Source organism: Microtetraspora malaysiensis, from assembly GCF_050947145.1.
GTDB lineage: Bacteria > Actinomycetota > Actinomycetes > Streptosporangiales > Streptosporangiaceae > Microtetraspora_A > Microtetraspora_A malaysiensis.
Window position 1 is genome coordinate 3537744 of record NZ_CP191998.1, and the last position, 24294, is coordinate 3562037.

At 70.6% G+C, this 24294-nt stretch carries 24 protein-coding genes and 3 pseudogenes; 13 read left to right on the top strand and 14 right to left on the bottom strand.

What is annotated here, in order from left to right:
- Positions 1-10: 10 nt before the first annotated feature.
- From ACQP1V_RS16680 to ACQP1V_RS16690, 3 genes are all read left to right on the top strand, one after another.
- Positions 11-1057: an ABC transporter ATP-binding protein gene (locus ACQP1V_RS16680; protein ID WP_433423829.1), complete on the top strand. Its 1047-nt coding sequence runs from the start codon at positions 11-13 to the stop codon at positions 1055-1057.
- Complete coding sequence (locus ACQP1V_RS16685; protein WP_433423832.1) at positions 1044-1910, top strand: ABC transporter permease; 867 nt, start codon at positions 1044-1046, stop codon at positions 1908-1910. The genes ACQP1V_RS16680 and ACQP1V_RS16685 overlap by 14 nt, the downstream gene beginning before the upstream one ends.
- A gap of 111 nt (positions 1911-2021) precedes the next feature.
- Positions 2022-2492, top strand: a complete 471-nt coding sequence (locus tag ACQP1V_RS16690) for a hypothetical protein (RefSeq protein WP_387418108.1) — start codon at positions 2022-2024, stop codon at positions 2490-2492.
- Here ACQP1V_RS16690 and ACQP1V_RS16695 read toward each other — a convergent pair.
- The 4 genes and pseudogenes from ACQP1V_RS16695 to ACQP1V_RS16710 all read right to left on the bottom strand — a co-directional run bounded on the left by ACQP1V_RS16695 (position 2425) and on the right by ACQP1V_RS16710 (position 4845).
- On the bottom strand, positions 2425-2793 hold the full coding sequence (locus ACQP1V_RS16695) for an AAA family ATPase (RefSeq protein WP_433425859.1): 369 nt from the start codon (positions 2791-2793) through the stop codon (positions 2425-2427). The genes ACQP1V_RS16690 and ACQP1V_RS16695 overlap by 68 nt on opposite strands.
- A pseudogene (locus tag ACQP1V_RS16700) lies at positions 2788-3220 on the bottom strand (ATP-binding cassette domain-containing protein); the annotation flags it as partial. The gene ACQP1V_RS16695 and the pseudogene ACQP1V_RS16700, both read right to left, overlap by 6 nt.
- A gap of 5 nt (positions 3221-3225) precedes the next feature.
- Positions 3226-4011: an ABC transporter permease gene (locus tag ACQP1V_RS16705; protein ID WP_433423836.1), complete on the bottom strand. Its 786-nt coding sequence runs from the start codon at positions 4009-4011 to the stop codon at positions 3226-3228.
- Positions 4012-4017: 6 nt separating this feature from the next.
- Positions 4018-4845, bottom strand: a complete 828-nt coding sequence (locus ACQP1V_RS16710; protein ID WP_433423839.1) for an ABC transporter permease — start codon at positions 4843-4845, stop codon at positions 4018-4020.
- Between the two features lie 314 nt (positions 4846-5159).
- On the opposite strand from ACQP1V_RS16710, the gene ACQP1V_RS16715 reads away from it, so the two are divergent.
- Together ACQP1V_RS16715 and ACQP1V_RS16720 are read left to right on the top strand one after the other, a co-directional pair.
- The gene (locus ACQP1V_RS16715; RefSeq protein WP_387418112.1) at positions 5160-6140 is read left to right on the top strand and encodes an alpha/beta hydrolase; all 981 of its coding nucleotides are present in this window, start codon (positions 5160-5162) and stop codon (positions 6138-6140) included.
- A 57-nt stretch (positions 6141-6197) separates the two neighbouring features.
- Positions 6198-7010, top strand: coding sequence for an ABC transporter ATP-binding protein (locus tag ACQP1V_RS16720; RefSeq protein WP_067140307.1), 813 nt, complete (start codon positions 6198-6200; stop codon positions 7008-7010).
- Between the two features lie 159 nt (positions 7011-7169).
- On the opposite strand, the gene aceA is transcribed toward ACQP1V_RS16720, so the two are convergent.
- Positions 7170-8462 carry an isocitrate lyase gene (gene aceA / locus ACQP1V_RS16725; RefSeq protein ID WP_433423844.1) on the bottom strand — a complete coding sequence of 431 codons (1293 nt, stop codon included), beginning with the start codon at positions 8460-8462 and terminating at the stop codon, positions 7170-7172.
- Positions 8463-8811: 349 nt separating this feature from the next.
- Here aceA and ACQP1V_RS16730 point away from each other — a divergent pair, with 349 nt between their 5' ends.
- A complete protein-coding gene (locus ACQP1V_RS16730; RefSeq protein ID WP_067140302.1) occupies positions 8812-10281 on the top strand; it encodes a helix-turn-helix domain-containing protein in 1470 nt (489 codons plus the stop codon).
- Between the two features lie 115 nt (positions 10282-10396).
- Here ACQP1V_RS16730 and ACQP1V_RS16735 read toward each other — a convergent pair whose 3' ends face one another.
- Complete coding sequence (locus ACQP1V_RS16735) at positions 10397-10972, bottom strand: TetR/AcrR family transcriptional regulator (protein WP_387418114.1); 576 nt, start codon at positions 10970-10972, stop codon at positions 10397-10399.
- Positions 10973-11090: 118 nt separating this feature from the next.
- Between ACQP1V_RS16735 and ACQP1V_RS16740 the strand changes: the two genes are divergently transcribed.
- The 3 genes from ACQP1V_RS16740 (at position 11091) to ACQP1V_RS16750 (ending at position 14698) form a co-directional block, all read left to right on the top strand.
- Positions 11091-12308 carry an MFS transporter gene (locus ACQP1V_RS16740; protein ID WP_433423847.1) on the top strand — a complete coding sequence of 406 codons (1218 nt, stop codon included), beginning with the start codon at positions 11091-11093 and terminating at the stop codon, positions 12306-12308.
- A gap of 93 nt (positions 12309-12401) precedes the next feature.
- Positions 12402-13367, top strand: coding sequence for a glucosyl-3-phosphoglycerate synthase (locus tag ACQP1V_RS16745; RefSeq protein ID WP_387418116.1), 966 nt, complete (start codon positions 12402-12404; stop codon positions 13365-13367).
- 110 nt (positions 13368-13477) lie between these two features.
- Positions 13478-14698, top strand: coding sequence for an acyl-CoA dehydrogenase family protein (locus ACQP1V_RS16750; RefSeq protein ID WP_387418117.1), 1221 nt, complete (start codon positions 13478-13480; stop codon positions 14696-14698).
- Positions 14699-15123: 425 nt separating this feature from the next.
- On the opposite strand, the gene ACQP1V_RS16755 is transcribed toward ACQP1V_RS16750, so the two are convergent.
- Both ACQP1V_RS16755 and ACQP1V_RS16760 read right to left on the bottom strand, forming a co-directional pair.
- Positions 15124-15627, bottom strand: a complete 504-nt coding sequence (locus tag ACQP1V_RS16755; RefSeq protein WP_433423851.1) for a HEAT repeat domain-containing protein — start codon at positions 15625-15627, stop codon at positions 15124-15126.
- A 19-nt stretch (positions 15628-15646) separates the two neighbouring features.
- Positions 15647-15898, bottom strand: a complete 252-nt coding sequence (locus tag ACQP1V_RS16760) for a TetR family transcriptional regulator C-terminal domain-containing protein (RefSeq protein ID WP_433423854.1) — start codon at positions 15896-15898, stop codon at positions 15647-15649.
- A gap of 35 nt (positions 15899-15933) precedes the next feature.
- Here ACQP1V_RS16760 and ACQP1V_RS16765 point away from each other — a divergent pair, with 35 nt between their 5' ends.
- The 3 genes from ACQP1V_RS16765 to ACQP1V_RS16775 all read left to right on the top strand — a co-directional run bounded on the left by ACQP1V_RS16765 (position 15934) and on the right by ACQP1V_RS16775 (position 18221).
- The gene (locus ACQP1V_RS16765; RefSeq protein ID WP_067143951.1) at positions 15934-16620 is read left to right on the top strand and encodes a hypothetical protein; all 687 of its coding nucleotides are present in this window, start codon (positions 15934-15936) and stop codon (positions 16618-16620) included.
- Between the two features lie 75 nt (positions 16621-16695).
- Positions 16696-17574, top strand: a complete 879-nt coding sequence (locus ACQP1V_RS16770; protein ID WP_067143953.1) for a CPBP family intramembrane glutamic endopeptidase — start codon at positions 16696-16698, stop codon at positions 17572-17574.
- 11 nt (positions 17575-17585) lie between these two features.
- On the top strand, positions 17586-18221 hold the full coding sequence (locus ACQP1V_RS16775; protein ID WP_369407241.1) for a response regulator transcription factor: 636 nt from the start codon (positions 17586-17588) through the stop codon (positions 18219-18221).
- Here ACQP1V_RS16775 and ACQP1V_RS16780 read toward each other — a convergent pair.
- The 3 genes and pseudogenes from ACQP1V_RS16780 to ACQP1V_RS16790 all read right to left on the bottom strand — a co-directional run bounded on the left by ACQP1V_RS16780 (position 18159) and on the right by ACQP1V_RS16790 (position 20663).
- Complete coding sequence (locus ACQP1V_RS16780) at positions 18159-19547, bottom strand: sensor histidine kinase (protein ID WP_067143955.1); 1389 nt, start codon at positions 19545-19547, stop codon at positions 18159-18161. The two genes, ACQP1V_RS16775 and ACQP1V_RS16780, sit on opposite strands and share 63 nt — an antisense overlap.
- Before the next feature lie 78 nt (positions 19548-19625).
- A pseudogene (locus ACQP1V_RS16785) lies at positions 19626-19796 on the bottom strand (SEC-C metal-binding domain-containing protein); the annotation flags it as partial.
- A gap of 30 nt (positions 19797-19826) precedes the next feature.
- Positions 19827-20663: an SAM-dependent methyltransferase gene (locus tag ACQP1V_RS16790; protein WP_433423858.1), complete on the bottom strand. Its 837-nt coding sequence runs from the start codon at positions 20661-20663 to the stop codon at positions 19827-19829.
- A gap of 763 nt (positions 20664-21426) precedes the next feature.
- On the opposite strand from ACQP1V_RS16790, the gene ACQP1V_RS16795 reads away from it, so the two are divergent.
- On the top strand, positions 21427-22305 hold the full coding sequence (locus ACQP1V_RS16795) for a hypothetical protein (RefSeq protein WP_433423860.1): 879 nt from the start codon (positions 21427-21429) through the stop codon (positions 22303-22305).
- A gap of 68 nt (positions 22306-22373) precedes the next feature.
- On the opposite strand, the pseudogene ACQP1V_RS16800 reads toward ACQP1V_RS16795, so the two are convergent.
- The 3 genes and pseudogenes from ACQP1V_RS16800 to ACQP1V_RS16810 form a co-directional block, all read right to left on the bottom strand.
- Positions 22374-22778, bottom strand: a pseudogene (locus ACQP1V_RS16800) (RNA-guided endonuclease InsQ/TnpB family protein); the annotation flags it as partial.
- Positions 22779-23042: 264 nt separating this feature from the next.
- Complete coding sequence (locus tag ACQP1V_RS16805; RefSeq protein ID WP_433423863.1) at positions 23043-23687, bottom strand: permease-like cell division protein FtsX; 645 nt, start codon at positions 23685-23687, stop codon at positions 23043-23045.
- The gene (locus tag ACQP1V_RS16810; RefSeq protein WP_067140264.1) at positions 23684-24187 is read right to left on the bottom strand and encodes an RNA polymerase sigma factor; all 504 of its coding nucleotides are present in this window, start codon (positions 24185-24187) and stop codon (positions 23684-23686) included. The genes ACQP1V_RS16805 and ACQP1V_RS16810 overlap by 4 nt, the downstream gene beginning before the upstream one ends.
- Positions 24188-24294: the final 107 nt, after the last annotated feature.

A 24294-nucleotide genomic window follows, 5' to 3' on the forward strand; every position in this document is an offset into this window, starting at 1 on the left:
GGGCGGCCCCGTGAGCAGGGCGACGAAGGCGGGGCCGTCCGGCGAGGCGGCCCCGCCCCACCCCGACGACCACGAGACCGCGTACGGGCCCGGCGCCCGGGCGGAGCGGGCCGCCGCGGGCGACACCGGGCACGCGATCGCCACGGCCGGGCTGACCAAGCGGTTCCGCGGCGGCCACGTGGCCGTGGACGACCTGCACCTGGCCGTGCCACGCGGATCGGTCTTCGGCTTCCTCGGGCCGAACGGTTCGGGGAAGACGACCACCATCCGAATGCTGCTCGGACTGGTCACGCCGACGTCCGGCCGCTGTTCCGTGCTCGGCGAGCCCATGCCGGACGGCGTCTCCAGGGCGCTGCCGAGGGTCGGCGCCCTCGTCGAGGGCCCGGCCTTCTACCCGTACCTGTCGGGCGAGGCCAACCTGCGCCGCCTCGACGCGGCCGACCCCCGCTCCGACCCGCGGACGGCGGCCCGCCGCATCGGCGAGGCGCTCGACCGGGTGGGGCTCGGGAACGCGGCGGGCAAGCGCTACCGGGCCTACTCCCTGGGGATGCGCCACCGGCTGGCGATCGCGGCCACCCTGCTCGGCCCCAGGGAGCTGCTCGTCCTCGACGAGCCGACCAACGGCCTGGACCCCCAGGGCACGAGGGAGGTACGCGCACTGATCAAGGAGGTGGCCGCGGACGGCACGACGGTGTTCGTCTCCTCCCACCTGCTGTCGGAGGTGGAGCAGATGTGCACCCACGTCGGGGTCATGCGCACCGGGCGGCTGGTCGCCCAGGGGCCGATCGCCGAGCTGCACGCGGGCGTGGCCGTCTCGGTCCGGGTGGAGACGCCGGAGGCGGGCGCGGCGGCGGCCGTGCTCGCCGGGCTCGGCCTGACGGCCGTGAGCCACGCGGGCGGTGTGGCCACCGCCGAGCTGGGCGACACGCCGCCCGAGCGGATCTGCGCCGCGCTCGTCGAGGACGGCGTCGCCGTCCGCGGCTTCGCCGTGGTGCGGCCCAGCTTGGAAGACGTCTACGTCCGCCTCACGGGGGAGGGTTTCGATGTCGAGTCATGAGACGCTCGCCCACGCCGCGCCGCTCCGGGCGGCCGGGCCGGCACGCGCGGCGGCGCGGCTGCTCGCGTCCGAGACGGCGCTGACCTTCCGCAGGCCGCGGCACCTGGCCATGCTCGCGGTGCTCGCCGTCGTGCCGGTGCTGTTCGGGGTGGCGGTGCGGATCGCGAGCACGGACGGCGACGCCGGACCGATCATCGCGCGGGTCGCGGGCAACGGGCTCGTCCTCGCTTTCACCTCGTTGTCCGCCATGTTGCCGCTGATCCTGCCGCTGGCCGTCTCGGTGGTGGCGGGGGACGCGGTGGCGGGCGAGGCGAGCCAGGGCACGCTCAGGTACCTGCTCACCGCCCCGGCGGGCCGCGGCCGGCTGCTCGCGCTCAAGTACGCGAACGTCCTGGTCTTCTGCCTGGCCGCGTGCGCGCTGGTCGCGGTGTCCGCGCTGGTCGCCGGGCTGGCGCTGTTCCCGACCGGCCCGGTCACGCTGCTGTCGGGCACGACCGTGCCGTTCGCCGAGGGCCTGCTGCGCGTGGGGCTGGCGGTGCTGTACGCGGCGGCGGGGATGGCGGCGCTCGGCGCGCTGGCGCTGATGTTCTCGACGCTGACCGAGAACCCGATCGGCGCGATCGCCGCGAGCGTGGTGCTGGTGGTCGTCTCGCAGGTGCTCGCGGTGTTCCCGCAGTTGTCGGCGCTCCGGCCGTTCCTGCTGACCTCGTGGTGGAACGCGTTCGACGGCGTGCTGCGGGCGCCGATGGACACCGGGCGTATTGGCACGGGCCTGCTGGTCTTCGCGGGATACGCCGCGGTGTCCGGCGCGTTCGCCTGGGCCCGCTTCACCTCCCGCGATGTCACGTCCTGATGGCTCTCGTCGAGAAGTGTGCCTTTAGATCGGATTTGTCGCTAATGTGTACGCCCAATCGCGGGGCGCCCGCACCCCCCTCACAGGGCGCTCCCAGACGAGGTGGTTGTTATGCGACATTTCTTCGGGTTGCTCACCGGTGTGCTTCTCACGGCCGCCCTCCTCTTCGGCGCCGGTTGGGCCGCGCCGGAACTGGCCCGCGGCGCGCAGATTCTCAAGGTGAGCCCCTCGGGGGACGGCCGGATGCTGATCGCTCTGGGCGTGGTCGCCGCCGTGGGCCTGCTGCTCGGGCTGGTGCTCGTGTGCCGGACCTCGCCGCTCGCCGCCTTCGTCCCGTCGATCGTGCTGCTCGCCTGGACGGTCGTCTACGCCCTGGACGTCCCGCGGGCGCTCGACCTGGCCCCGACCGCGACCTCCCTCCAGGCCGAGGTCGCCCAGGCGGGCCAGGGCATGGTCGCCCTCCTCTCCACCGGCGTGTACGGCGCGCTGGGCGTCGCCCTGTTCCTGCCGGTGCTCATGCCGTCGCGGTGGGCGAGTCCTCTCCGGGACGAGGAGGACGAGTTCGCAGAGCAGAGCTATTGAGGTAGAGGTGGGCGACGACGTCCTCGATCGACGTCTCGCCCGGCACCGTGGCGCGCAGTTCGTCCACGGTGCCGTCGAAGGCCAGCCGCCCGTGGTCGATCAGGATCACCCTGCGGCACAGCCGTTCGACGTCGCCGACGTCGTGGGTGGTCAGCAGGACGGTGGTTCCGCGCTCGGTGTTCAGGTCGCGCAGGAACGCGCGAACCTCGGCCTTGCTGACGATGTCGAGCCCGATCGTGGGCTCGTCGAGCACCAGCAGTGACGGGTCGTGCAGCAGCGCGGCGGCGATGTCGCCGCGCATGCGCTGCCCGAGGCTGAGCTGGCGGACCGGGGTCGCGAGGAACTCGCCCAGCCGGAGCCGCTCGGTCAGCTCGCCGAGCCGCTCCCGGAACCGTATGCGATCTACTTTGTAAAGGAGCCGGACCAGTTCGAAGCTGTCCCGCAACGGGAGGTCCCACCACAGGGTGGTCCGCTGTCCGAACACCACACCGATCTCGCGCGACCGCCGTTCGGCGCCGGGTCGGGTCCAGGCCGGCCACGGTGACCCGGCCGGAGGTGGGCGCGAGGATGCCGGTGAGCATCTTGATGGTGGTGGACTTGCCCGCGCCGTTCGGGCCGAGGCAGCCGACGAACTCGCCGGCCGCCACGTGGAAGGACAGGTCGCGCACGGCGTGCACGGTGGCGCCCCGGATCCGGAACGACCGGCCGATGCGGTCTGCGTCGATCATGTGGTCTAGCTCCCTGTCGATCGGTAGCGGCGGACTCCGGCACGCCAGGCGAACGCGGCGACGACCGCCAGCGCCGCCGCCGCGGCCGGAGAGAGGAAACGCAGCGCGTACGGCAGGCCCAGGGGGTCCGCGCGGCCCAGGACGTACAGGCCCGGCTGCCAGTTGACGAACGCCAGCGGCAGGACGTAGGTGACGCCCCGCACCAGGTCGGCGCCGTAGACGGTGAGCGGGTACTGGGTGAGCGTGACCCCGCCGTACGTGAAGGCGTTGGTGACCTCGGGTGCGTCGGTGAGCAGGAACTGGAGCGCGCCGCCGAGGGCCCAGATCGAGGTGAAGATCACGATGCCGCAGGCGACCATGACGGGGATCATCCAGGCCCGCGACGCGGGCACGTCCAGCCGGGCGAGGGCGACCCCGAGGACGATCGCGGCCTGGAGCACGCGTCCGGCGCGGTGCGGTGTGAACCGGTCGGCGGCGATCTGGACGAACGTGCCGACCGGCCGGACCAGCATGGCGTCGAACGTGCCGGCCTTGATGTGCTGGCTGATCCGGTCGGTGTTGCCGAAGAGGAGGTCGGCGACGGAGAACGGCAGGCCCGCCGTGCCGTACAGGAACATGACCTCGGAGACGTCGAAGCCGCCGAGCGTCGTGGTGTTGCTGAACACGATCCAGATGGCGGCGACCTCCAGCCCGGCGGTGACCGTCCCGGCGACGGTCATCAGCGCGAACGAGGTGGGGTAGCGTGCCGCGGCCCTGGTCCACGTCCAGATGAGCAGGAGATAGACGCGCATCAGCACTCACCCGCCATCGATGACCACCTTCCGCCGGGCCGCCCGGGTGATGAGGGCGCCCAGGGACAGCAGGACGGCGGCCCACATCGCCTGGAACGCGAGCGCGCCGGGGACGTCGGCCTTGCCGAGGTAGACGTCGGCGGGCACCTGGACCATCGCGGCCCAGGGGAGGGCGCCGGCGATGGTCCCGAGCGGCTCGGGGAAGATCACCAGCGGCAGCATCAGGCCGCTGAAGAACGTGGTCAGGACCAGGGACACGACCGCGAGGCCCCGATCGTCGCGGAGCCAGCAGGTCGCCATCGCGACGATGTAGCGCCAGCCGAAGCTGATCACGATGCCCAGTGCGAAGCTCGCGGCGAACGCCGCCCACACCGCGACGTCTCCGGGCAGGACGATCCCGAACAGCAGCGTCCCGGCGACGGTCGGCGGGAGGCTGCGCGCGAGGAAGAGGTAGCCGGCCCGGCCGAGGTCCTGCGCCAGGCTCCAGAGGAGGAGCGGGGCCGGGCGCACCAGGTCGAGGGCGATGTCGCCGGTCCGGATGCGCTGGGTGACCTCCAGCCCGCCGCCGAAGACCTGCATCGGCCCGATGTACGCCTGGGTCAGGAAGCAGAAGGTCACCGCGTCGGCGATGTCGTACCCGCCGAGGCCGGGGCGGGCCCGCCACAGGGCGATCAGCACGTACGCCCGCAGGACGCCGAAGACGGTGTTGGTGAACGCGCCCGCCGCGGCCGCTCCCCAATATGTTGCGTGCTTGCGGAAGCCGTACCGGACAAGTTGGGCATAAAGGGATAAGAGGGGTGGTTGAGTGAGGAACCTCCGATGAAATGGCGGCACGAACGACGGAACCTAGCCGCCCGAGCCGGACGGACGCAATGGATTTACGGGCGGCCTGAACCGGCGGCCGTCCCGCGCGCCTCGTCCGCCCCGAAAGCCTCTCCTGCCCCGTCCGATCGGACGCCGATCGGGAATGGACGCGCAGGTCTGACCGGGGATTTTCTGGGCAGAGGGGTTTCCGCATATAGCGACATATAGTGAAGTGTTTCCGGCCTATCCGGTATCCAGCGGCAAGAGCGACGGTCCACGGCGATGCTCTGAGGAGAGAGGCTTTCAGGAGACGGCGCTCTCACGAGGCGGGAGTGGAGGTCAGCGTGAAATCCGAGATCGATGTCGACATCCATCCCGGTTACCCCGTGAGCTGGCAGGCCGCCGCCTTCAACGGCATCCTCCGCGGCACCGCGCGCCCGCTCTCCGCCGTCCTCCTGCGGCACACGGCCGGAATGGCCCTGGCCAGCAGGCTGATCGGCCTCGGACAGTGGGTGCCGGGACGGCTGCCGCCGGAGGCGTCCACCGCCCGCGCCCGCCTCAACGGCTGCTCGGGCGAGTGGGTGCGGGGCGGCGCCGGCCTGGACGAGAGCAAAGTGGTGCTCTACTTCCATGGCGGCGCATATTTCATATGCTCCCCGGCCACCCACCGGCCGATCACCTGGCGGCTGTCGGCCGCCGCGCGGCGGCCGGTGATCGCGCTGGACTACCGGCAGGGGCCGGTCCACTCCCTCTCCGAGTCCCTCGGCGACGCCCTGAGCGCGTACGAGTGCCTGCTCGACCGGGGGTTCGGGGCCAAGGACGTGCTGCTGGCCGGTGACTCGGCCGGCGGGCACCTCACCCTGGCCACACTGCTGGCGCTGCGGGACCGCGGGCTGCCGCTGCCCGCCGCCGCGATCTGCCTGTCCCCGTGGACCGACCTGAGCGACGGCTGCCGCAGGGACAACCGGTGGCTGGACCCGATGCTTCCGGCGGGCCGGGTGGACTGGCTCGCCCGCCAGTGGACGGCCGGCCTCGACTGCCGCGACCCGCTGGTCTCCCCGGTGTTCGGCGACTACACGGGCATCCCGCCGCTCATGATCGTGACCGGCTCGACCGAGATCCTGCGCAACGAGGCCCGGAGGGTCACGCTGAGCGCCCGGGAGAACGGCGTTCCGGTGACGTACGAGGAGTGGCGCCGGATGCCGCACGTGTTCCCGATCCTGGCCGACGTGGTGCCCGAAGCACGGATCTTCTTCCGCCACGTGGCCCGTTTCCTGCGCGCGGTCGAGGAGCGGGCCGGCGGCTCGGACACCGCCGCCGCCTGAGTCCATCCCTCGGACGATCGCCGCGAGCGCGGCGGCCGCTGTTGCATCCTTGACCCCATGAGTACCGATGGAGCAGCCCTCGAACTGAACGGCATCACCGTCCGCGCGGCCGGCCGCACCCTCGTGGCTGACATCGACTGGCGCGTGGAGTACGGCCAGCACTGGGTCGTGCTCGGCCCCAACGGCGCCGGGAAGACCACGATGCTCTCGGTCGCCGCGGCCGTACGGCACCCGACGTCGGGGACGGCCGAGGTGCTGGGCCGGCGGCTCGGCCGGGTGGACCTGCGGGAGCTGCGGCGGCACATCGGCCTGGTCGCGGCGAGCCAGCGGCTGGTCGACGAGGCGCTGCTGGAGGAGGAGGGCGCCACCGCCCTCACGGTGGTGCTCACCGGTCACACCGGAACGAGCGCCCCCCTCTGGGACAAGTACGGCGACGCCGAGCGGGAGCGGGCGCACCGTCTGCTGGCCGACCTCGGCTGCAAGGACCTGGGGGACCGGCCGTTCGGCGTCTGCTCCCAGGGTGAGAAGGCGCGGGTGCGGGTGGCCAGGGCGCTGATGGCCGACCCGGCGATCCTGCTGCTGGACGAGCCGTTCTCCGGGCTCGACCTGCCGGCCCGCGAGGACCTGATCGAGGCCCTGGAGAACCTGGCGGCGGCCCGCTCCGATCTGACCACGGTCCTGGTGACCCATCACCTGGAGGAGGTGCCGGCGAGCACCACGCACGCCCTGCTGATGCGCGACACCCGCGTCGTCGTCGGCGGTCCGGTCGGCGAGGTGCTGACCGGCGCGAACCTCTCGGACTGCTTCGGCCGGCGGCTGCTCATCCACCCGGTGGACGGACGCTGGTACGCCCGCGCCGTGCGGCTCTGATCCCGACCTCCCCGGGACGGCCGTCCCGGGGAGCGGGAAGGCCCCGCCGGCCGCCGTCTGGTCCCGGAGGGTGACCTGCGGCGTGCCGGCGGGGCCTTCGGCCTCGACCTGGCCGGGGCGCGTCCCGAAGGGGGAGAGGACGTCACCCGCTCCCGCCGGTCAGTGAGCCTGCGTGAACTGCTCCTCCTCGGTCGAGCCCTTCAGGGCCGTCGTCGAGGAGTCCGGCGCGATGGCCGTGCTGACCAGGTCGAAGTATCCGGTGCCGACCTCGCGCTGGTGGCGGGTGGCGGTGTAGCCGCGGGGCTCGGCCGCGAACTCCCGCTCCTGCAGCTCGACGTAGGCCGGCATGCCCTCCTCGGCGTAGCCGCGGGCGAGGTCGAACATCGAGTAGTTGAGTGAGTGGAAGCCGGCCAGCGTGATGAACTGGAACTTGTACCCCATGTGCCCCAGCTCCCGCTGGAACTTGGCGATCGTGGAGTCGTCCAGGTGCTGCCTCCAGTTGAACGACGGCGAGCAGTTGTAGGCGAGCATCTGGTCGGGGTACCGCGCCTTGATCGCCTCCGCGAACGTGCGGGCCACGTCGAGGTCGGGCGTGGAGGTCTCCATCCACAGCAGGTCGGAGTGCGGCGCGTACGCCAGACCGCGGGCGACGCAGGCGTCCACGCCGTTGCGCACCCGGTAGAAACCCTCCGCGGTGCGGTCGCCGGTGCAGAACGCCTGGTCGCGGGGGTCGACGTCGCTGGTGAGCAGGGTCGCGGCCTGGGCGTCGGTCCGCGCGATGATCAGCGAGGGGACTCCGGCGACGTCGGCGGCGAGCCGGGCCGCGTTGAGGGTCTTGATGTGCTGGGCGGTCGGGATGAGCACCTTGCCGCCCAGGTGGCCGCACTTCTTCTCGGAGGCGAGCTGGTCCTCCCAGTGCACGCCCGCCGCGCCGGCCGCGATCATGCCCTTCATCAGCTCGAACGCGTTGAGCACGCCGCCGAAGCCGGCCTCGGCGTCGGCCACGATCGGCGCCAGCCAGTGGGGCGCGTTCTCGTCGCCCTCGGCCCAGGTGATCTGGTCGGCGCGCAGCAGCGCGTTGTTGATGCGCCGCACGACGGCGGGCACCGAGTTGGCGGGGTAGAGGCTTTGATCCGGGTAGGTCTGCCCGCCCAGGTTGGCGTCGGCGGCGACCTGCCAGCCGGACAGGTAGATGGCCTTCAGGCCGGCCTTGACCTGCTGAACCGCCTGGTTCCCGGTGAGCGCGCCCAGCGAGTTCACGTAGTCCTCGGTCCGCAGCAGATGCCACAGCCGCTCCGCGCCGAGCCGGGCCAGCGTGTGCTCCTCCTGGACGGAGCCGCGCAGCCGCACGACGTCTTCCGCGGTGTACGTGCGCTCGACGTCCTTCCAGCGGGGGTTGGTGTCCCAGTCGTCCTGGAGCCGCCGCGCGGCCTCCGTGAACCGGTCCGACATTGTCCGTCACTCCCTTGTTGCTGCCGCTCGCTACAGGACAGCTGCCCTGTTTGAGGCGCTTTGTCGTCACCTGGGTGCTTGGTTCGAGTTTCCGGCGCGGTGGGGAGATCCAGCAACCCGAGATCGACATGAAAAGCGATGAAATTTCTGCCTAAGTCAAGACTCGTGAGTATTCAGCAGAGAAGAAACGCGGACTTTTCTCTCTGGACTAGACCAATGGCGGGCGCCCGCAACTGCCGCGGAGCCGTCGGCGCCGGGCTCGGAGGCCGCCGCAGGCAGGAGGTCATGCGGGGTGTTGCGGACGCCTCCAACCTGGAAGAAACGGCGAAATTTCGCATATGATCCGGGTATGCCGTCCATGCTTGGTGAAGAACCGCTGTCTTTGACACAGGAGCTCGATCTCCTGGCCTTCGGGCAGCGGCTCCGGCATCTGCGCAAGCAGCGCGGCCTCACCCTCTCGGAGCTGGGCGAACGCGTCAGCCGCGCCCCGAGCCAGCTCTCACTGCTGGAGAACGGCAAGCGGGAGCCGAAGCTGTCGCTGCTGAAGTCCCTGGCCGCCGCGCTGAGCGTCCCCGTGGAGGAGCTGCTGCGCCGCCAGGCCCCCAACCGGAGGGCGCAGCTCGAGATCGCGCTGGAGGAGGCCCAGCGGGACCCGCTGTACGCGAGCCTCGGGCTGAGCAGGCTGAAGGTCTCCGCCCGCGTCACCAACGACGTCCTGGAGCACATCCTCGGCCTGTACGAGGAACTCAAGGCCCGCCAGGCCAAGGGGACGGCGACGCCGGAGGAGGCGCGCGCGGCCAACGCCGAACTGCGCCGCAAGCAGCGCGAGCTGGGCAACTACTTCGAGGAGATCGAGAAGGCCGCGGCCGCGGCGCTGGCCGCCGTGGGCTACCGCGCCGGCGCGCTGTCGGAGAGCACCGTGCAGGCGCTCGTGTCGTACTTCGGGTTCACCGTGCACACCGCGCAGGACCTCCCGCGCTCGGCCCGGTCCGTGACCGACCTGCGCAACCGGCGCATCTACCTCAAGCGCGAGCAGCTCGGCATGCACACCCCGCGCACCGTGCTCCTGCAGACCCTCGGCCACTTCGCGCTCCAGCACCACAAGCCGCGCGACTTCGCCGACTTCCTCCGCCTGCGGGTGGAGGCCAACTACTTCGCCGCCGCCGTGCTCGTGCCCGAGGCGGCGGCCGCGCCGTACCTGCGGGAGGCCAAGCAGGACCGGGCGCTGTCGGTGGAGGACCTGCGCGACGTCTTCGCCGTGTCGTACGAGATGGCGGCGCACCGGTTCACCAACCTGGCCACCCGCCATCTCGACCTGGTCTGCCACTTCGTCCGCAACGACGCCGGCGGGACCATCTACAAGGCGTACGAGAACGACGGCATCGTCTTCCCCGCGGACGAGCAGGGCGCGATCGAGGGCCAGCGGATGTGCGTGCAGTGGTCGGGCCGCCAGGTGTTCCTGTCGCCGGACCGGTTCTCGGTGTACTACCAGTACTCCGACTCGCCGACCGGGACGTACTTCTGCGTCGCCCACGTGGACCCGTCCCAGGGCAAGGACTACGCGATCACGCTCGGCGTGCCGTTCCGCGAGTCGCGCTGGTTCCGGGGCCGCGAGACCACGAACCGGACCAGGTCCAACTGCCCGAACGGCGAGTGCTGCCGCCGCCCGCCCGCCGAGCTGGCCCAGCGCTGGGAGGGCTACGCGTGGCCCTCGGCGCGGGCGAACTCACACGTGCTCGCCGCGCTGCCCCCGGGGTCGTTCCCCGGCGTGGACGAGGCCGACGTGTACGCGTTCCTGGAGCGGCACGCCGCCTCCTGACCATCAGGGTCCGCGCGCGTAGGTCGCCCGGCCGGGGCCCGCCGCGCCGATCCGGCGCCCCGGCCGGGTCCGCCGGCTCAGGGGCCGGGAAGTCCGGGCGGGCCGGTGCGGCCCCTCAGTCCAGGGCGGCCCGGACGAACTCCACGACGCTGTCGCGCATCGCGTCGTGGTCGGCGGCTCCGTCCGCACCGAGGAAGATCCGGTTCAACTGGGGCATCGCCGTGGGCCACATGGCCATGCCGATGAGCATGAGCATGGTGCGCGCGACCTGCGGCGACGGCTCGCGGCCCAGGCCCTCGGCCAGGGACACGGTCTTGCGGCCGCACTTGTCCACCCGCCGCTCCTGCCCGGGCAGGAGCTTCTCACCTCCGTAGTGCAGCGCCTCCCACATCAGCAGCCGGACCAGGTCCGGATGCTCGCGGTAGTAGTCGTACAGCCGGCCCACGTAGTCGGCCGCGTCCTTCCCGGGCATCGACACGGCCTCGGTGACCTGGTCGAGCGCGGTGACGACGACGGCGTCGAACAGCTTCTCCTTGCTGCCGAAGTGCCCGTAGATGCGCTCCTTGTTCACCCCGGCGCGCTCGGCGATGGTGTCGACGCGCGCCCCGGCCACGCCCTTCGCGGCGAACTCGACGCGGGCCGCCTCGAGGAGGGCCGCCCTGGTCGCGGCGGTCGAATCCTTGGGTGACATCCGAGGGCCCCTCCCGATGGTGCTGACGTGCCGGGCTCCAGGATAGGCCGCAATCGGACCGGGCGCTACCAACTAGTTGGTTGACATCCAACTAGTTGGTTGGCTACCGTCCTCGGGCATGACGACAGTCCTTTCCCCGTCCTCCCGCCCCGCTCGCCGGGGCTCCGCCACGCCCGCCCCGGCCTGGGCACCCTTCGGGCGCACCCTGCTCGCGTTCGTGCTGACCGGCCTGCTCGCCACCGGCCACCTCTACGGTGTCATCCCCCTCATCGGCGCCATGTCGAGCCAATGGGGCGCTTCGCCGGTCACCCTCACCTGGCTCGTCAGCGCGTTCGGGTTCGGCTACGCGGGCGGTTTCCTGGTCTTCGGCCCGCTCTCCGACCGGTACGGCAGGCGCCGCGTGATCACGTCCGGCATGGCGGCGACCGCGCTCGCGACGGCGGCGGTGGCCCTGAGCACCGGGGTGGGCGCGGCCGTCGCGCTGCGCTTCGCCGAAGGCGTCGCCACGGCCGCCTTCGCGCCCGTCGCGTTCGCCTACGTCGCCGAGCGCGTCGAACCCCGCCGCCGTGGCGTCACCATGACCTCCGTGACCTCCGCGTTCCTGGCCTCGGCGGTCATCGGGCAGCTCGCCGCCAAGGCCCTCGCCGACCTCGCCGGATGGCGGGCGGTGTTCCTCGCCGGCGGCGCCGCCTTCGCCGTCATGGCGCTGGTGCTCGCCCGGGTGATGCTCCCGGACGCGCCCGGCGGCGCGGTCGCCAACCCCTACGCCGCCGTCCCCGCCCTGCTCCGCGACCCCCGGCTCGTGCTCGTCTACACCGCCACGCTGGTGATCCTCGGCGCGTTCGTCGCCGTCTACACCGCGCTCCAGCTCGACGGACCCGCCGAGATCGCCGGAGACCCGGCCGCGCTGCTGGCGCTGCGCTCCACGGCATTGCCCGCGTTCGTGGTCATCCCCTTCGTCACGCCGCGGCTGGCCGTGATCGCCCCCGCCCGGCGGGCCGGGCTGGCCCTGATGCTGGCCGCCGTGAGCGCCGCCGCCGTCGCGGTGACCGATCCCGGCCTCGTCGGGCTGGCGGTGCTGTTGGCCGTCTTCGCCTTCGCCATCGGCGTGGCCGCGCCAAGCGTGATCGAGACGGTCGGCGGCCTCGCCGGGCGGGCGCGCGGCACGGCGGTCTCCCTCTTCACGTTCGTCCTGTTCGTCGGTGCGAGTCTCGGGCCGCAGGCCGCCTCCGCGCTCGCGGCGCACGGCTTCACGGTGCTGGTGGCCGCCGTCGCCGCGGCCCTCGTCGCCGGGGCCGCCCTCATCCTGCTCGCCGCCGCCGTACGGTCGAGGTGACGCCGTCCGGGCGGCGCGCGCCCCGACTGCCGAGCGCGATCGGACACCATAAGGTAATAACTGTGGACTGCGGCGGAGAAATGAGGATTGTGCGTGCTGCCTGAGGTGGAAACCTGGCTGCGCGGCCGTACGTCATCCTCGGCCGACTGGCCCGTAGGGGCCCTGATGGAGGCCAAGGGCGCCACGAGGATCAGCGTCGTGCTGCCGGCCAGGAACGAGGCCGAGACCGTCGGCGAGATCGTCTCGGCGATCCGGCATGACCTCGTCGAGGCGGTGCCGCTGGTCGACGAGCTCGTCGTCATCGACTCGCGGTCCACCGACGAGACCGCGGCCCAGGCGCTGCAGGCGGGGGCGAAGGTCTTCGCCCAGGACGAGATCCTGTGCGACCTGCACCCGCTCGACGGCAAGGGCGAGGCGCTGTGGAAGTCGCTCGCCGTGACCACCGGCGACCTCGTCGTCTTCGTCGACGCCGACCTGCGTGAGTTCCGCACGTCGTTCGTGACGGGGCTGCTCGGCCCGCTGCTGGCCGACCCCTCGATCGTGTACGTCAAGGGGTGCTACGACCGGCCGCTGTCGGAGCTGCAGGGCGGCGGCGGCCGGGTGACCGAGCTGGTGGCCCGCCCGCTCCTCAACCTGCACTGGCCGCTGCTGGCCGGGTTCGTCCAGCCGCTCGCGGGCGAGTACGCCGGGCGGCGCAGCGCCCTGGAGCGGGTGCCCTTCGTCACCGGGTACGGCGTGGAGCTCGGCCTGCTGATCGACCTGCTCGACCTGGCCGGGCTGGACGCGCTGGCACAGGTGGACCTCGGGCGGCGGGTCCACTCCCACCAGTCCACCGAGGCGCTGGGCGGCATGGCCGGGCAGATCATGTACACCGCGTGGTCGCGGCTTGAGCGCCAGAACCGCATCGTGTCGCTGCACGCGCCCTCTCCTCAGCTCACCCAGTTCCGGCGCGGCGTTTCCGGAGGCGATCCCGGCCACGAGCCGATCGTTCGGGACGTCTCCGTCGCCGAGCGCCCGCCGATGGTGACCGTCCCGCACTACGCCGCGCGCGGACGTTGACGCGCTCCCCGGCCGGTTGCGGAAAAATGCTACCGACCGGTAAGTTTGCGCGCCGTCCGGTGTTTCGTCCCGGCGACCCCCCATGGCCCGAACCCTGACGGAGAAGTGCGATGAGCGACGGCGCGACGGGCTTCTGCCCCGAACTGAACGACGATCTGCGAGAGGTGCGGGACTGGGTGCGCCAGTTCGCCCGCGACGTCGTCCGCCCGGCGGGCGCGGAGTGGGACGAGCGCGAGGAGACACCCTGGCCGATCATCCAGGAGGCCGCCAAGATCGGGCTGTACTCCCTGGACTTCTTCGCCCAGCAGTGGTTCGAGGAATCCGGCCTCGGGCTGCACGTGGCCTTCGAGGAGCTCTTCTGGGGTGACGCGGGCATCGGCCTGTCCATCGTCGGGACCGGCCTGGCCGCCGCCGCCCTCGCCACCGGCGGCACGCCCGAGCAGGCGGGGGAGTGGCTGCCGCAGATGTTCGGCACCCCCGACGACGTCAAGGTCGCCGCGTTCTGCGCCTCCGAGCCGGACGCCGGCAGCGACGTCGGGGCGATCCGCACCCGCGCCGTGTACGACAACGGCGACTGGGTCCTCAACGGTGTGAAGACCTGGGCGACCAACGGCGGCATCGCCGGCGTGCACATCGTCGTCGCCTCCGTGGACCCCGAACTGGGGACGCGCGGCCAGGCGTCCTTCATCATCCCGCCCGGAACGCCCGGCCTGTCCCAGGGCCAGAAGTTCCGCAAGCACGGCATCCGCGCCTCGCACACCGCGGAGGTCGTCCTCGACAACGTGCGGATCCCCGGCTCCTGCCTGCTCGGCGGCAAGGAGAAGCTCGACGCCCGTCTCGCCCGCGTACGCTCGGGCGCCCGCGCCGGCGAGCAGGGCGCGATGCGGACGTTCGAGTCCACCCGCCCGCTGGTGGCCGCGATGGCCGTCGGCACGGCCCGCGCCGCGTACGAGTACGCCAGGGACTACGCGCGCGAGCGCGAGCAGTTCGGCCGCAAGATCGGGGAGAACCAGGCGGTCGCGTTCATGCTGGCCGACATGGCGACCCGGGTGGACGTCGCGCGGCTGATGACGTGGCGCGCCGCCTGGATGGCCCGGCACGGCCGCCCGATGGATCAGGCCGAGGGCTCGATGAGCAAGCTCGTCGCCAGCGAGACCGCGGTCTGGGTGAGCGAGCAGGCCATCCAGATCCTCGGCGGCGCCGGCTACACCCGCGAGCACCCCGTGGAGCGCTTCCATCGCGACGCCAAGATCTACACGATCTTCGAAGGCACGAGCGAGATCCAGCGCCTGATCATCGGCCGCTCCGTCACCGGCCTGCCGGTGAGGTAGGAACTTCGTAGGTCAGAGGGGTGGCGTGGCTCGCAGAGCGGCTGTCGCGCCACGCCTCCTCTGATCGGCATGCCTACAGCGATCAAATGCCAGGCCAGCGCCGCCGTCGAGGGCAAAACCATCTCGGCGCCGGCCCGCGAGGCGTTCGAGCGATTTCTGCGCGAGTCCTAGTGGTACGTCGTCGCGACAGCGATTCTCATCGCTCTCGCCGGCGCACTGTTCGCAACCCGCTCAGCCGGTTCGGAACGCATATTGCTACGGATCAGCGGCGGCTCCGCCGCGACTCTGCGATTCCTCGTCACCCGCCGTCGCCTCCCCCTGGCTCACCCGCTCCTCCCGAGCCGCAAAAGTGCGCTCCCACGCCGTAGCTTCAGAAGGCGGCCCAACTGGCTAGTGTGACGCAGGCCCAAGTACGGGCTCTATGTTCAGCCTTTGGGTCCACGTATCTCCTCCAACGCCCAGGCTGCCCTGGTACGGACATACGGGTCGGCGTCGGCGGCGGCTTCCTCCAACGCTGTCTCCGCGTCGCTGTCCGGATGAGCGGCCAGTACGCGTATCGCCTCGCGGCGGTCGCCACGGAAGATCGTGCTGTCCCGCAGGATCTCGATGGCAGCGGCGCGACTGGCTCCTTGGTCGAGTTGGATGAGTCCGCGCACGGCGAACAGACGGACGTTTGGCGCGGTGGACGCGGACGTGGCCATGTTCAGCAGTGCTGGTATCGCGCGGGTGCAGCCGGCCTCGCCGAGGGTGAGTGCGGCCCGTGGATCGCCCGCTTGCAACGTCGCGATGGCCAGGTCTTCGGCCTCGGTGCGCTCGTCGCCGGTCAGGCGGGGCAACCACGCGATATCGCCGAACATGGAGTCGTTGGCGACCTTCCACCCAAGGTGGCCGTAACTGGAGGTGAGCCCTCGCACGACTGCCTCGAACATCCACGATCGCCCGGGCATGCTACTTCTCACAGCGATAGCGACAGGCGGCGATCATGATGGTGTCGTCGTTGACGCGGCAGAAGAGCCGGTCCAGGTGGTAGCGGATGGTGGCGAGCGCGTCGGCGGGATCGCGAACGCCGAGCAGCAGTTCGCCACCGAGGCCGTCGATCATGGCGAACAGCGTGACGGCCTCGCGGACCGGATCCAGTTCGGGTCGGAGCTCACCGTCACGCAGCCCCTGTTCGATCAGCTCGGTCACCCGCTCACGCACACATCAACCCCACGCTCGGCCTGGCCACCGAACTGGTGACGCGCGGGCACCACGTCACGTACGCCACCACCGAGGTGAACGCGCCGCGGGTGGCCGAGACCGGCGCCGAGATCGTCCCCTGGACCTACGCCTGGGACTCGCTCTCTCTGGACGACGTGCCGCAGATGCACGGCAAGGAGCTCATCCGGGCCATGGGCCTCCTGCTGGACGAGACCAGACCCTGGCCGCATTGCCCCAGCCAGCTCGACCACGGCCGGCGCCCTGACCTGGTCGTCCACGACGGCCCGCTGTGCTGGTGGGGCCGGATGCTGGCGGCCCGCTGGCGGGTGCCCTCCATCGAGACCTGGCCGAACCTGGTCAGCAACGAACACCGGTCGATGAACCGCGAGTACACCACCTTCAACCCCGTCAGCTTCCGCTTCCTGCGCGTGGTCCTGCGCCTCAACCGCCTCCTGCGCGCGGAAGGGCTCGGCGACCTGCAGGCGTTCATGCGGGGCGACCGGGCCGCGATACGGCTGGTGATGCTGCCCAGGGCGTTCCAGTACGCGGGGCAGACGTTCGGCGACGGCTTCGCCTTCGTCGGGCCGGGCCTGACCGGACGCGCCTACCAGGGCGAGTGGGAACCGCCGGGCGACGGGCTGCCGATGGTGGCGGTGCCGCAGATGGCCGAGCAGCGGGCCAACGCCGACCGCATCGCCGGGCATTCCAGGGTTATCCCTTGAGGAGAATACGGATCTTGAACAGCTGGAGGTGAACGCCCGAGTATCGAGCCGCACCCTGCGAATCGGAGTTCCCTCATGCGCAAATTCCTCGGCCATCCGCTGTCTCAGGCGTTCACCCTGCTGATCGTGGTGCTGGCCGTCTTCTTCGCCCTCCAGGCCGTCCTGGCCGCGGCCCTGCAGATCGGGCCCGATGGTCTTTCTCCGGCCTTGGGGTTGCTGCTGGGCCTGGCGGGGGTGGTGGCGGCGCTGGTCAGCATCCCGCTGGCCCGGCGGATGGAGGGTACGTCGCTCGCGGGCATCGGCTTCCCGGCCAAGAACGCGATCCCCCACCTTCTGAGCGGTCTGGCGATCGGTGCGGCGGTTCAGGCGTCGGTGTTCGGAATCATGGCCCTGGCGGGCTGGTACACCGTCTCGGCGGTCACGGTGAACGTCGGATCGCTCGCCACCATGACGGTGCTCGCCCTGTGCGTCGCCTTCTGGGAGGAATGGGCCTTTCGCGGCGTGCTGCTGCGGCTGCCGGAGAAGGCTCTGGGCTCCTGGTGGGCGCTCGCGCTCAGCGCGGTGGTCTTCGGGCTCCTCCACGCGCCCAACGCCAACGCCACCGCCATGACGCTGATCGGCATCGCCGTGGCGGGCGGGCTCGTCCTCGGCGGCGGTTTCCTGCTGACCGGCTCGCTGTGGCTGCCCATCGGCATCCACACCGGCTGGAACCTGTTCGAGAGCTCGGTGTTCGGGGCGGGATCGACCGGTGCCGGCGCGATCAGCGAGACCCCGTTGCTGCGCGGGCATGTCGACGGCCCGCAGTTGTGGACCGGCAGCGGCCCCGGCGACCTGGAGTCCGGGCTCGTCCTCATCCTGGTCAGCGCGGCCGTGGGGACCGTCCTCCTCACCCTGGCCGCGAAGGCGGGACGCATCCGGACGCCGCGCCGGAAGCCGGTCGCGGTTACCGTGTGATCGTGCAGGTGATGATCGCGGACGACTCCGCGTTGTTCCGCGAGGGCATGGCCGCTCTTCTGGAACGCGCGGGGTTCACCGTCACCGGTCTGGCGGGCGACGGGCAGACGCTGGCGCGGCTGGTCCGGGCCCGCCCGCCCGAGGTGGCGGTCGTGGACATCCGCATGCCGCCCACCTACACGGTCGAAGGGCTGGAGCTGGCCGTCCGGCTGCGCCGGGAGCATCCGTCCGTCGCGGTGCTGCTCCTGTCCAACCATGTGGAAACCCACTACGCGGGAGAGCTCTTCGGCGCCACCCCGTACCGGACGGGCTACCTGCTGAAGGATCAGGTCGGGGCACCGGACGAGCTGGCCGACGCGCTGCGCCGCGTGGCAGCCGGGCAGACCGTGCTCGACCCTGCCGTGGTCGCGCAGTTGGTGTCCCGGCCCCGTGAACCCGGCCCGCTCGACCGGCTCAGCCCGCGCGAGCGGGAAGTGCTCGCCCTCGTCGCGGAGGGCAGATCGAACCAGGGCATCGCGGCCCTGCTCGGGCTCACGCAGAAGACGGTCGAAGGGTACGTACGCGGCGTCTTCGGCAAGCTCGGCCTAGCGGACGCGACCGCCGACAACCGGCGGGTTCTGGCCGTACTCCGATACCTGCGCGGGTAACACGGCCCGTACGGTGGTCCCGGCCCCAGGCGGGCTGTGCACGGACAGTGTGCCCCCGCACGCTACCACCCTGTCGGCCAGGCCGCGCAGACCTCCCCCGAACACGGCACCCCCACATCCGTCATCGGTCACCTCCACGGTCAACAGGCCCTTCCCCAGCACGGCGGCGATCTTCACGGTCGCCGGGCGGGCGTGCCTGCTCGCGTTGGCCAGCGCTTCAGCGGCCACGAAGTACGCGGTGCGCTCGACCAGCGGCGCCGGCCGTACGGGCAGAGCCGCCCGTACCTGAACGGGCAGGGCGGCCCGCTCGGCCAGGGAGCCGAGCGCGGGACCCAGACCCGCCTCGGCCAGCACCGCCGGGAACGTGCCGCGGGCCAGCTCCCGCAGCTCCTCCAAGGCCCGGCCCAGCTCGGCGACCGCCTGACCGAGGCGGGCCGGCTCGTCGCGCGCCAGCCCCAGCAACAGCCGCACGTTGACCAGCCGCTGCTGGGCGCCGTCATGGAGGTCACGCTCGATCCGGCGCCTGGCCTCGTCACCCGCGTCGAGAAGTTCGGCCATCCGGCGCGCCGCCTCCCTGCGGCCGAGCGCGACACGGTAGGCCAGCGGCCAGACGATGAAACCCAGCACGACCAGGCTGTCCGGCAACCCGCCGGTGAAGTGGACCGCGAGCCCGCCGGCCCGCGCCAGGTTGCCCGTCTCGTACACCAGCACCAGCAGCATGAGCGTCAGCCCGGAGAACATGACGGCGGTGTCGCGTTCCGGCCGTGGCAGCCGTACCCACCGCAGGTACACCGCCGCCGACAGCGCGACCGCGTATCCGCCGGCCATCGTCATCCCGACCAGGGCCAGCGGTCTGCCCCCTGTGACCAGGCCGAACGCCTGAGCGAGGCAGAGGCACTCCCCGCCGGACGGCTCCCCGTACGCCATCGACATCGCGCCGGACAGAAGCGGCACCGCGTATCCGAGCGCCACCACCCCCCGGCGGATCGGCGTGCCGGCGCGGCCATGCGGCAGCACGACCATCGCGTGCCCGAGCAGTCCGTGCTGGAGGGCCGGCGCCGCTGCTCCCAGTGCCATGGCCGCGGGTACGTTCGCGTAACCGGCCCCCGAGGCCAGCCACATCACCCCGCTCCACGCCAGCAACGATCCCACCGGGCTGTCCGGCCATCGTGTCCTCGCCCACAGGCCGGCCGTCACCGCGGCGGCCCCGGCCGCGTATCCCATGAACAGCAGCGGGATCTTCGGCCCCGCGAACTCCGCACCGAGCATGGCCACTGTTCCCAGGGCGGCGAGCACGACCGCGAGCAGGATGATCAGCCTGTGCACCCGACCATTGTGGGGCTTATCCGACATTTCCCACAGGCGGTCCCGCGAGGTGTTGACCCGTCCGGAGGCCGAATTGACGCCGTGACAGCGTTGGACCTTCTTACCCGAACCGCATGGGCACGGGGCGTTGCGGTCTCGACCTTTGTATCGGGCGCGCGTGCGTTCGGAAGAACGTTTCAGGTTCTGCCGTAAGACTTTCGCTTGCGGGTGATCGGGGCGGTCTCTAGACAGTAAATGCCGGAGGAGCAGCCGGACTAGCTAGCTAGGGGTGAAATTCCGTCAGAGCTTCCTGCCGACGGCTCCGTACGCGCCCGCCAGACGGGTGTCGCGGAAGGGATCGTCGTCCGGGTGCCAGTCGAAGACCGCGACCATGCCGGGTTCCACGAGTTCGAAGCCGTCGAAGAACCGGGCGATCTCGGCGCCGGTGCGCGGGGTGAAGAATGTGGGGCCGGTGTTGTACGCCTTCGCGCTGGCACCCACGGCTTCGGGTTCGAAGTCGGCGGTGACGTGGGAGATGGCCAGGTAGCTCCCGGCTGTCACGGCGTCGGTGTACCGCTTGACGATACTGAAGGGGTCCTCGTCGTCCTTGATGAACATCAGCGTGCCCACGATCACGATGGCGATCGGCTCGTCGAAGTCGAGAGTCGTCAGAACGTCTGGATGCGTCAGGATGCTCTCCGGGTCGCGGAGGTCGGCCTCAACGTACGTGGTCTTGCCTTCGGGTGTGCCGCGCAGAAGCGCACGGGCGTGGACCATCACGATGGGGTCGTTGTCGACGTAGACGATCTTGGACTCTGGGGTCACTCCCTGCGCGACCTCGTGCGTGTTGCCCTGCGTGGGGATGCCGGTGCCGATGTCCAGGAACTGGCGGATTCCCTGTTCTGCGAGGAAGCGTACGGCACGTCCCAGGAAGGCGCGGTTGTCCTTTGCGCCCTGGACCACTCCAGGAGAGGCGGCGTGGGTGGCTTCGGCGACCTTGCGGTCGGCTTCGAAGTTGTCCTTGCCGCCGAGCCAGTAGTCGTACACGCGAGCGGGATGCGGCACCGAGGTGTCGATTTTCAATGGGGTCGGCTCTGGGGTCTCAGACCACGGAAGGAAGGGCTTGTCGTTGGCCATGCCGGACTCCAGGGAAGCTGTTTTTTTCTGATCTTAGCCTCAGTCGGTCGCACCCGTGAGTGTGCTCGTGGATCTCGTATCCGTCGGGGGCAGCAGCACATCGCGGTGCGTACCGCCCGGCCGCAGTCAGGCTTGTGGCACTTGTGGTGCGGCCCGTGGTCGATGAAGACGGGCCACAGCGTGATCGGACGGCGCGGGCTGTTGTCGCCGACGTAGCGGATGGGCTCGCCGCACCAGGTCATTGACGTGCTTGACGTGGATCGGCGCAGACTTCGGCAGCAACACCGACGTCGTCCACGTGATTAGGGACTCCCAGCCGTTGCTGGTCTTCCTCCACGCGAGGAGGAACGCGCCGCGCGGATTCGCCGCCATCGACTACCTGAAACGAGGAGGAAGTCGGAGCTGCTGCGCGGCCTACCTGACCTCGACGGTACCGGCTGGTCCAGCAACGCCCCTATGTCGCAGAAAATATGGCTCCTGGCGCGTGAAGTGCCCATATTTCGCCCGAAGTTGATCTTGTCGTTGCTAGGTTGATCGTGATCAACCAAATCAGCCAACGGCCAGCAGGGTGATGCACTTGCGCAAAAATACCCAAATCGGCGGAACGTCTGCCGTAAGTCGTCGCACGCTCCTCCGAACCGGTACAGGGATAGCAGCCGCCGCCGCCAGCGGCGGCCTTTCCTTGTTCGCGGCTGAATCGGCGTCCGCGGCCGTCCCGACGTCGCAGCGTTTCGTATTCGAGGGGGCCGGCGGCGATCCCGTTGTGCGGGCCACACTTCACCAGCCTTACTGGGCGATGCAGTCCTTCGCCTTCGACCACGTCCACGGGCACATCTACTTCGTGCAGACCAAGGTCGGGAGCACGAACGGCGACCTCTGGATGACCAGGACCGACCTGAGCGGCAAGGTGCTGGGCGCCATGGCGCTCCAGGGGTTCGACCACGGTTCGTCGATGGCGATCCAGCCGGACACGTCCGGATCTCCGTACGTGTGGCTCGCGGGCGACTGGAGGAGCTTGTCCCCCGGTACGGCCCCGAACAGCCACACGATCTGCCGCATCAAGTACAGCGACGGGGGCCTGCTCGACTACGTCAAGGACGCGGGGGTCCGGAAATTCCCGATCCGCCTCTCCGATTTCCGGGACTGTCCGAGACCGTCGATCGATCCCTACACCAACCGGCTGCTCGTCCGGTACATGGGGAAGACGAGCCCGTGGCGCCTCGCTCTGTTCGACCTCCCCGCCGTCATCAACAAGGGCATCAGCGACACCACTCCCATCCTTGCCAAGCGCGCCCTCCCGACCAACGCCCAACTCGGTCTCTCCGACTCCGACCACTTCCAGGGCGTGACCTCGTACGGCCAGTACGCGTACCTCTCCTACGGTGGTCCGCCCGCGAAGCCCTCGGACCCGGCCAAGCCGTCCTACCTGGTCCGTCTCGACATGAACAAGGCCGGGGCCTCGGTCGAGGAGGTGTACCGGACGAGAGCGGGCGAGTCGCTGTCCGGTCGCGAACCTCAGGGAATGGCGATCTGGCGATCGTCGGGCGGCCCGCGCCTCGCGTTCGGCTTCTCCAGCAAGATCAGTGGCAGTCCTGACCAGTTCCGGGCGACCGTCTTCTACAAGAGCGACCTCACCTGGTAAGTCGCGTCAGCTTCTCGGCCCTGAAAGGGCCGAGCTTGCAGCTCCTCGCCGTACCTGGCGGGTACGGGTCAGGCCGCGTCGTCGGCAGCGTGACTCACTGCCCAGCCCGTGACACCGCGCGAGGCGATGTTGCGGGCTGCGTTGACGTCGGCGTGCTCAGCGAAGCCGCACGACGTACAGGAGAAGGTTGCCTGGTCGGTCCGGTTGGCCTTGTCCACGTGCCCGCAGGCCGAGCAGGTCTGGGAGGTGTAGGCCGGATCCACATGGATCACGGCGACCCCGTGCCGGGCCGCCTTGTAGGCGATGAACGACCCGAGCTGGTGGAAACTCCAGGAATGCAGCGTGACCCGCTGGGGCTTGCGGAGCCGTACCCGGTCACGGATCCCGCCCAGGTCTTCCAGGGCGATGCCGCGTCCGGTGCGTTCTGCCTCGGTCACGATGCGTTTGGCGATGGTGTGGTTGGTGTCGGCGGCCCGCCCGTATGGCGCGGGTCACCCCGTGCCGTACGGAACGCGGACCGGCGGGCGGACGGAGCAGGACCGTACGGGCCGGGCCGGATCCGCGTCGCCACTCACCTGACCCGTGCGGTCCTTGAGCACCAGGCCGAAGACGCCGCGTTGCGCATCAGGTCGGTGTCGGTGTGGCTGGCGGTCGCCCGGGCGGCCGCGCCGCTCGCGCAGGCTGGCTCCGCCCCGGGGATGGGGTGGAGCCAGAAGTCCAACGCCTTCAGCGGCCTTCTAACGGGTCGTCACGCAGCATCTTTGGTCGATGACGCTGGCGACCCCAGGCATCCCCTTCGCCGTTTCGATCACTGGGCGCCAGTCCGCACCGGGCTTCATCGTGACCCGGAACGACTCGTGCATGTCCTCAACCGTGAGCTGCTCAAGCACTTCTGGCTTCCCCCCAGACTTAACAAAGCTCTTGCGGAAACGGTCATACAGGGCGGCCTTGTCCTCGAACGTGACGTTCTCCACACCCGGCATCGTGGTCAGCGTCTTGTTGACGTTCTCCTTCTCCTGCTCGGTGATCGCCGAGCCGCCACCTCCGGGATCCCCCGTGCTGCCGCCACACGCGGGCCATGCGTCATCTTCGAAGCACAGGAAGACCGAGATCACTGGCTCTTCGGCGCCCGCCAAAAGAACCTGTTGCAGGCTCGCCGCCATAACGACGCGATCCTCTGATGGGGCGGGTGCCAGTGCGACCGCGGCCACGACGCCGACGAGCACGACAGGAACGGCCACCGCCGCCAACCGCAGCCGCAGGGAGAAGAAGCGACGGCGAGGAGTGGCGAGGGTGCGGGCGAGGTCGGACTCGCGGCGGCGCTGGTAGGCGTCGTCGGTGTCGGGGCGCAGGGACATGATCAGGTCGTCGAGGTCGTTCATGACTGCTCCTGGAAGGTGAGGCGGGTGCGGCCGAGTGCGTCGGCCAGGCGGCGGCGGGCACGGTGCAGGCGGACATTGAACGTGCGAGCCGAGCAGCCCGCGACCTTCGCGGCCTCGGCTGGGTTGAGGCCGTACCAGCTGGCCAGGAGCACGGCCTCGGCGTCGCGCTCGGACAGGTCCGCGAGCGCGTTCAGTGCCGCCTGTCGCTCGGCAACCTGTTCGGCGACATCGCCGGCCGGGGCCAGCTCGGCGAGCCGCTCAACCAGGCTCTGTCCGCGCAGCCGGGACCGGCGTTGCGTCCGCAGCAGATTGCGGGCCACACCGAGCAGCCAGGGCAGCGGCGGCTCAGGCACGCGGTCGAGTCGTCGCCAGGCGATCAGGAAGGTCTCGCTGGTGATGTCCTCGGCGGTCTGCTGCTCGGCTCGCAGCAGCACGTAACTGAGCACGCTGCGGTAGTGCCCCTTATAGAGCGCGGTGAGTTGCGCTTCGGAATCGTCCACACTTGGTAATGACCTCTACATCCCTTCGATTACCGCCGTGGAGAAAATCCTCCCGTAGGGCTCACGTTCTTCTCGGACGGCGTTTTCGCATCAGGGTGCGACGGACC

Coding starts and splice junctions, on each gene's coding strand:
- ACQP1V_RS16740 (WP_433423847.1), top strand. CDS start 11,091: ATGACGACAGTCCTTTCCCCGTCCTCCCGCCCCGCTCGCCGGGGCTCC.
- ACQP1V_RS16695 (WP_433425859.1), bottom strand. CDS start 2,793: ATGCGCGGCGACATCGCCGCCGCGCTGCTGCACGACCCGTCACTGCTG.
- aceA (WP_433423844.1), bottom strand. CDS start 8,462: ATGTCGGACCGGTTCACGGAGGCCGCGCGGCGGCTCCAGGACGACTGG.
- ACQP1V_RS16775 (WP_369407241.1), top strand. CDS start 17,586: ATGATCGCGGACGACTCCGCGTTGTTCCGCGAGGGCATGGCCGCTCTT.
- ACQP1V_RS16790 (WP_433423858.1), bottom strand. CDS start 20,663: ATGGCCAACGACAAGCCCTTCCTTCCGTGGTCTGAGACCCCAGAGCCG.
- ACQP1V_RS16755 (WP_433423851.1), bottom strand. CDS start 15,627: ATGTTCGAGGCAGTCGTGCGAGGGCTCACCTCCAGTTACGGCCACCTT.
- ACQP1V_RS16690 (WP_387418108.1), top strand. CDS start 2,022: ATGCGACATTTCTTCGGGTTGCTCACCGGTGTGCTTCTCACGGCCGCC.
- ACQP1V_RS16805 (WP_433423863.1), bottom strand. CDS start 23,687: ATGAACGACCTCGACGACCTGATCATGTCCCTGCGCCCCGACACCGAC.
- ACQP1V_RS16735 (WP_387418114.1), bottom strand. CDS start 10,972: ATGTCACCCAAGGATTCGACCGCCGCGACCAGGGCGGCCCTCCTCGAG.
- ACQP1V_RS16770 (WP_067143953.1), top strand. CDS start 16,696: ATGCGCAAATTCCTCGGCCATCCGCTGTCTCAGGCGTTCACCCTGCTG.
- ACQP1V_RS16750 (WP_387418117.1), top strand. CDS start 13,478: ATGAGCGACGGCGCGACGGGCTTCTGCCCCGAACTGAACGACGATCTG.
- ACQP1V_RS16720 (WP_067140307.1), top strand. CDS start 6,198: ATGAGTACCGATGGAGCAGCCCTCGAACTGAACGGCATCACCGTCCGC.
- ACQP1V_RS16685 (WP_433423832.1), top strand. CDS start 1,044: ATGTCGAGTCATGAGACGCTCGCCCACGCCGCGCCGCTCCGGGCGGCC.
- ACQP1V_RS16705 (WP_433423836.1), bottom strand. CDS start 4,011: ATGCGCGTCTATCTCCTGCTCATCTGGACGTGGACCAGGGCCGCGGCA.
- ACQP1V_RS16730 (WP_067140302.1), top strand. CDS start 8,812: ATGCCGTCCATGCTTGGTGAAGAACCGCTGTCTTTGACACAGGAGCTC.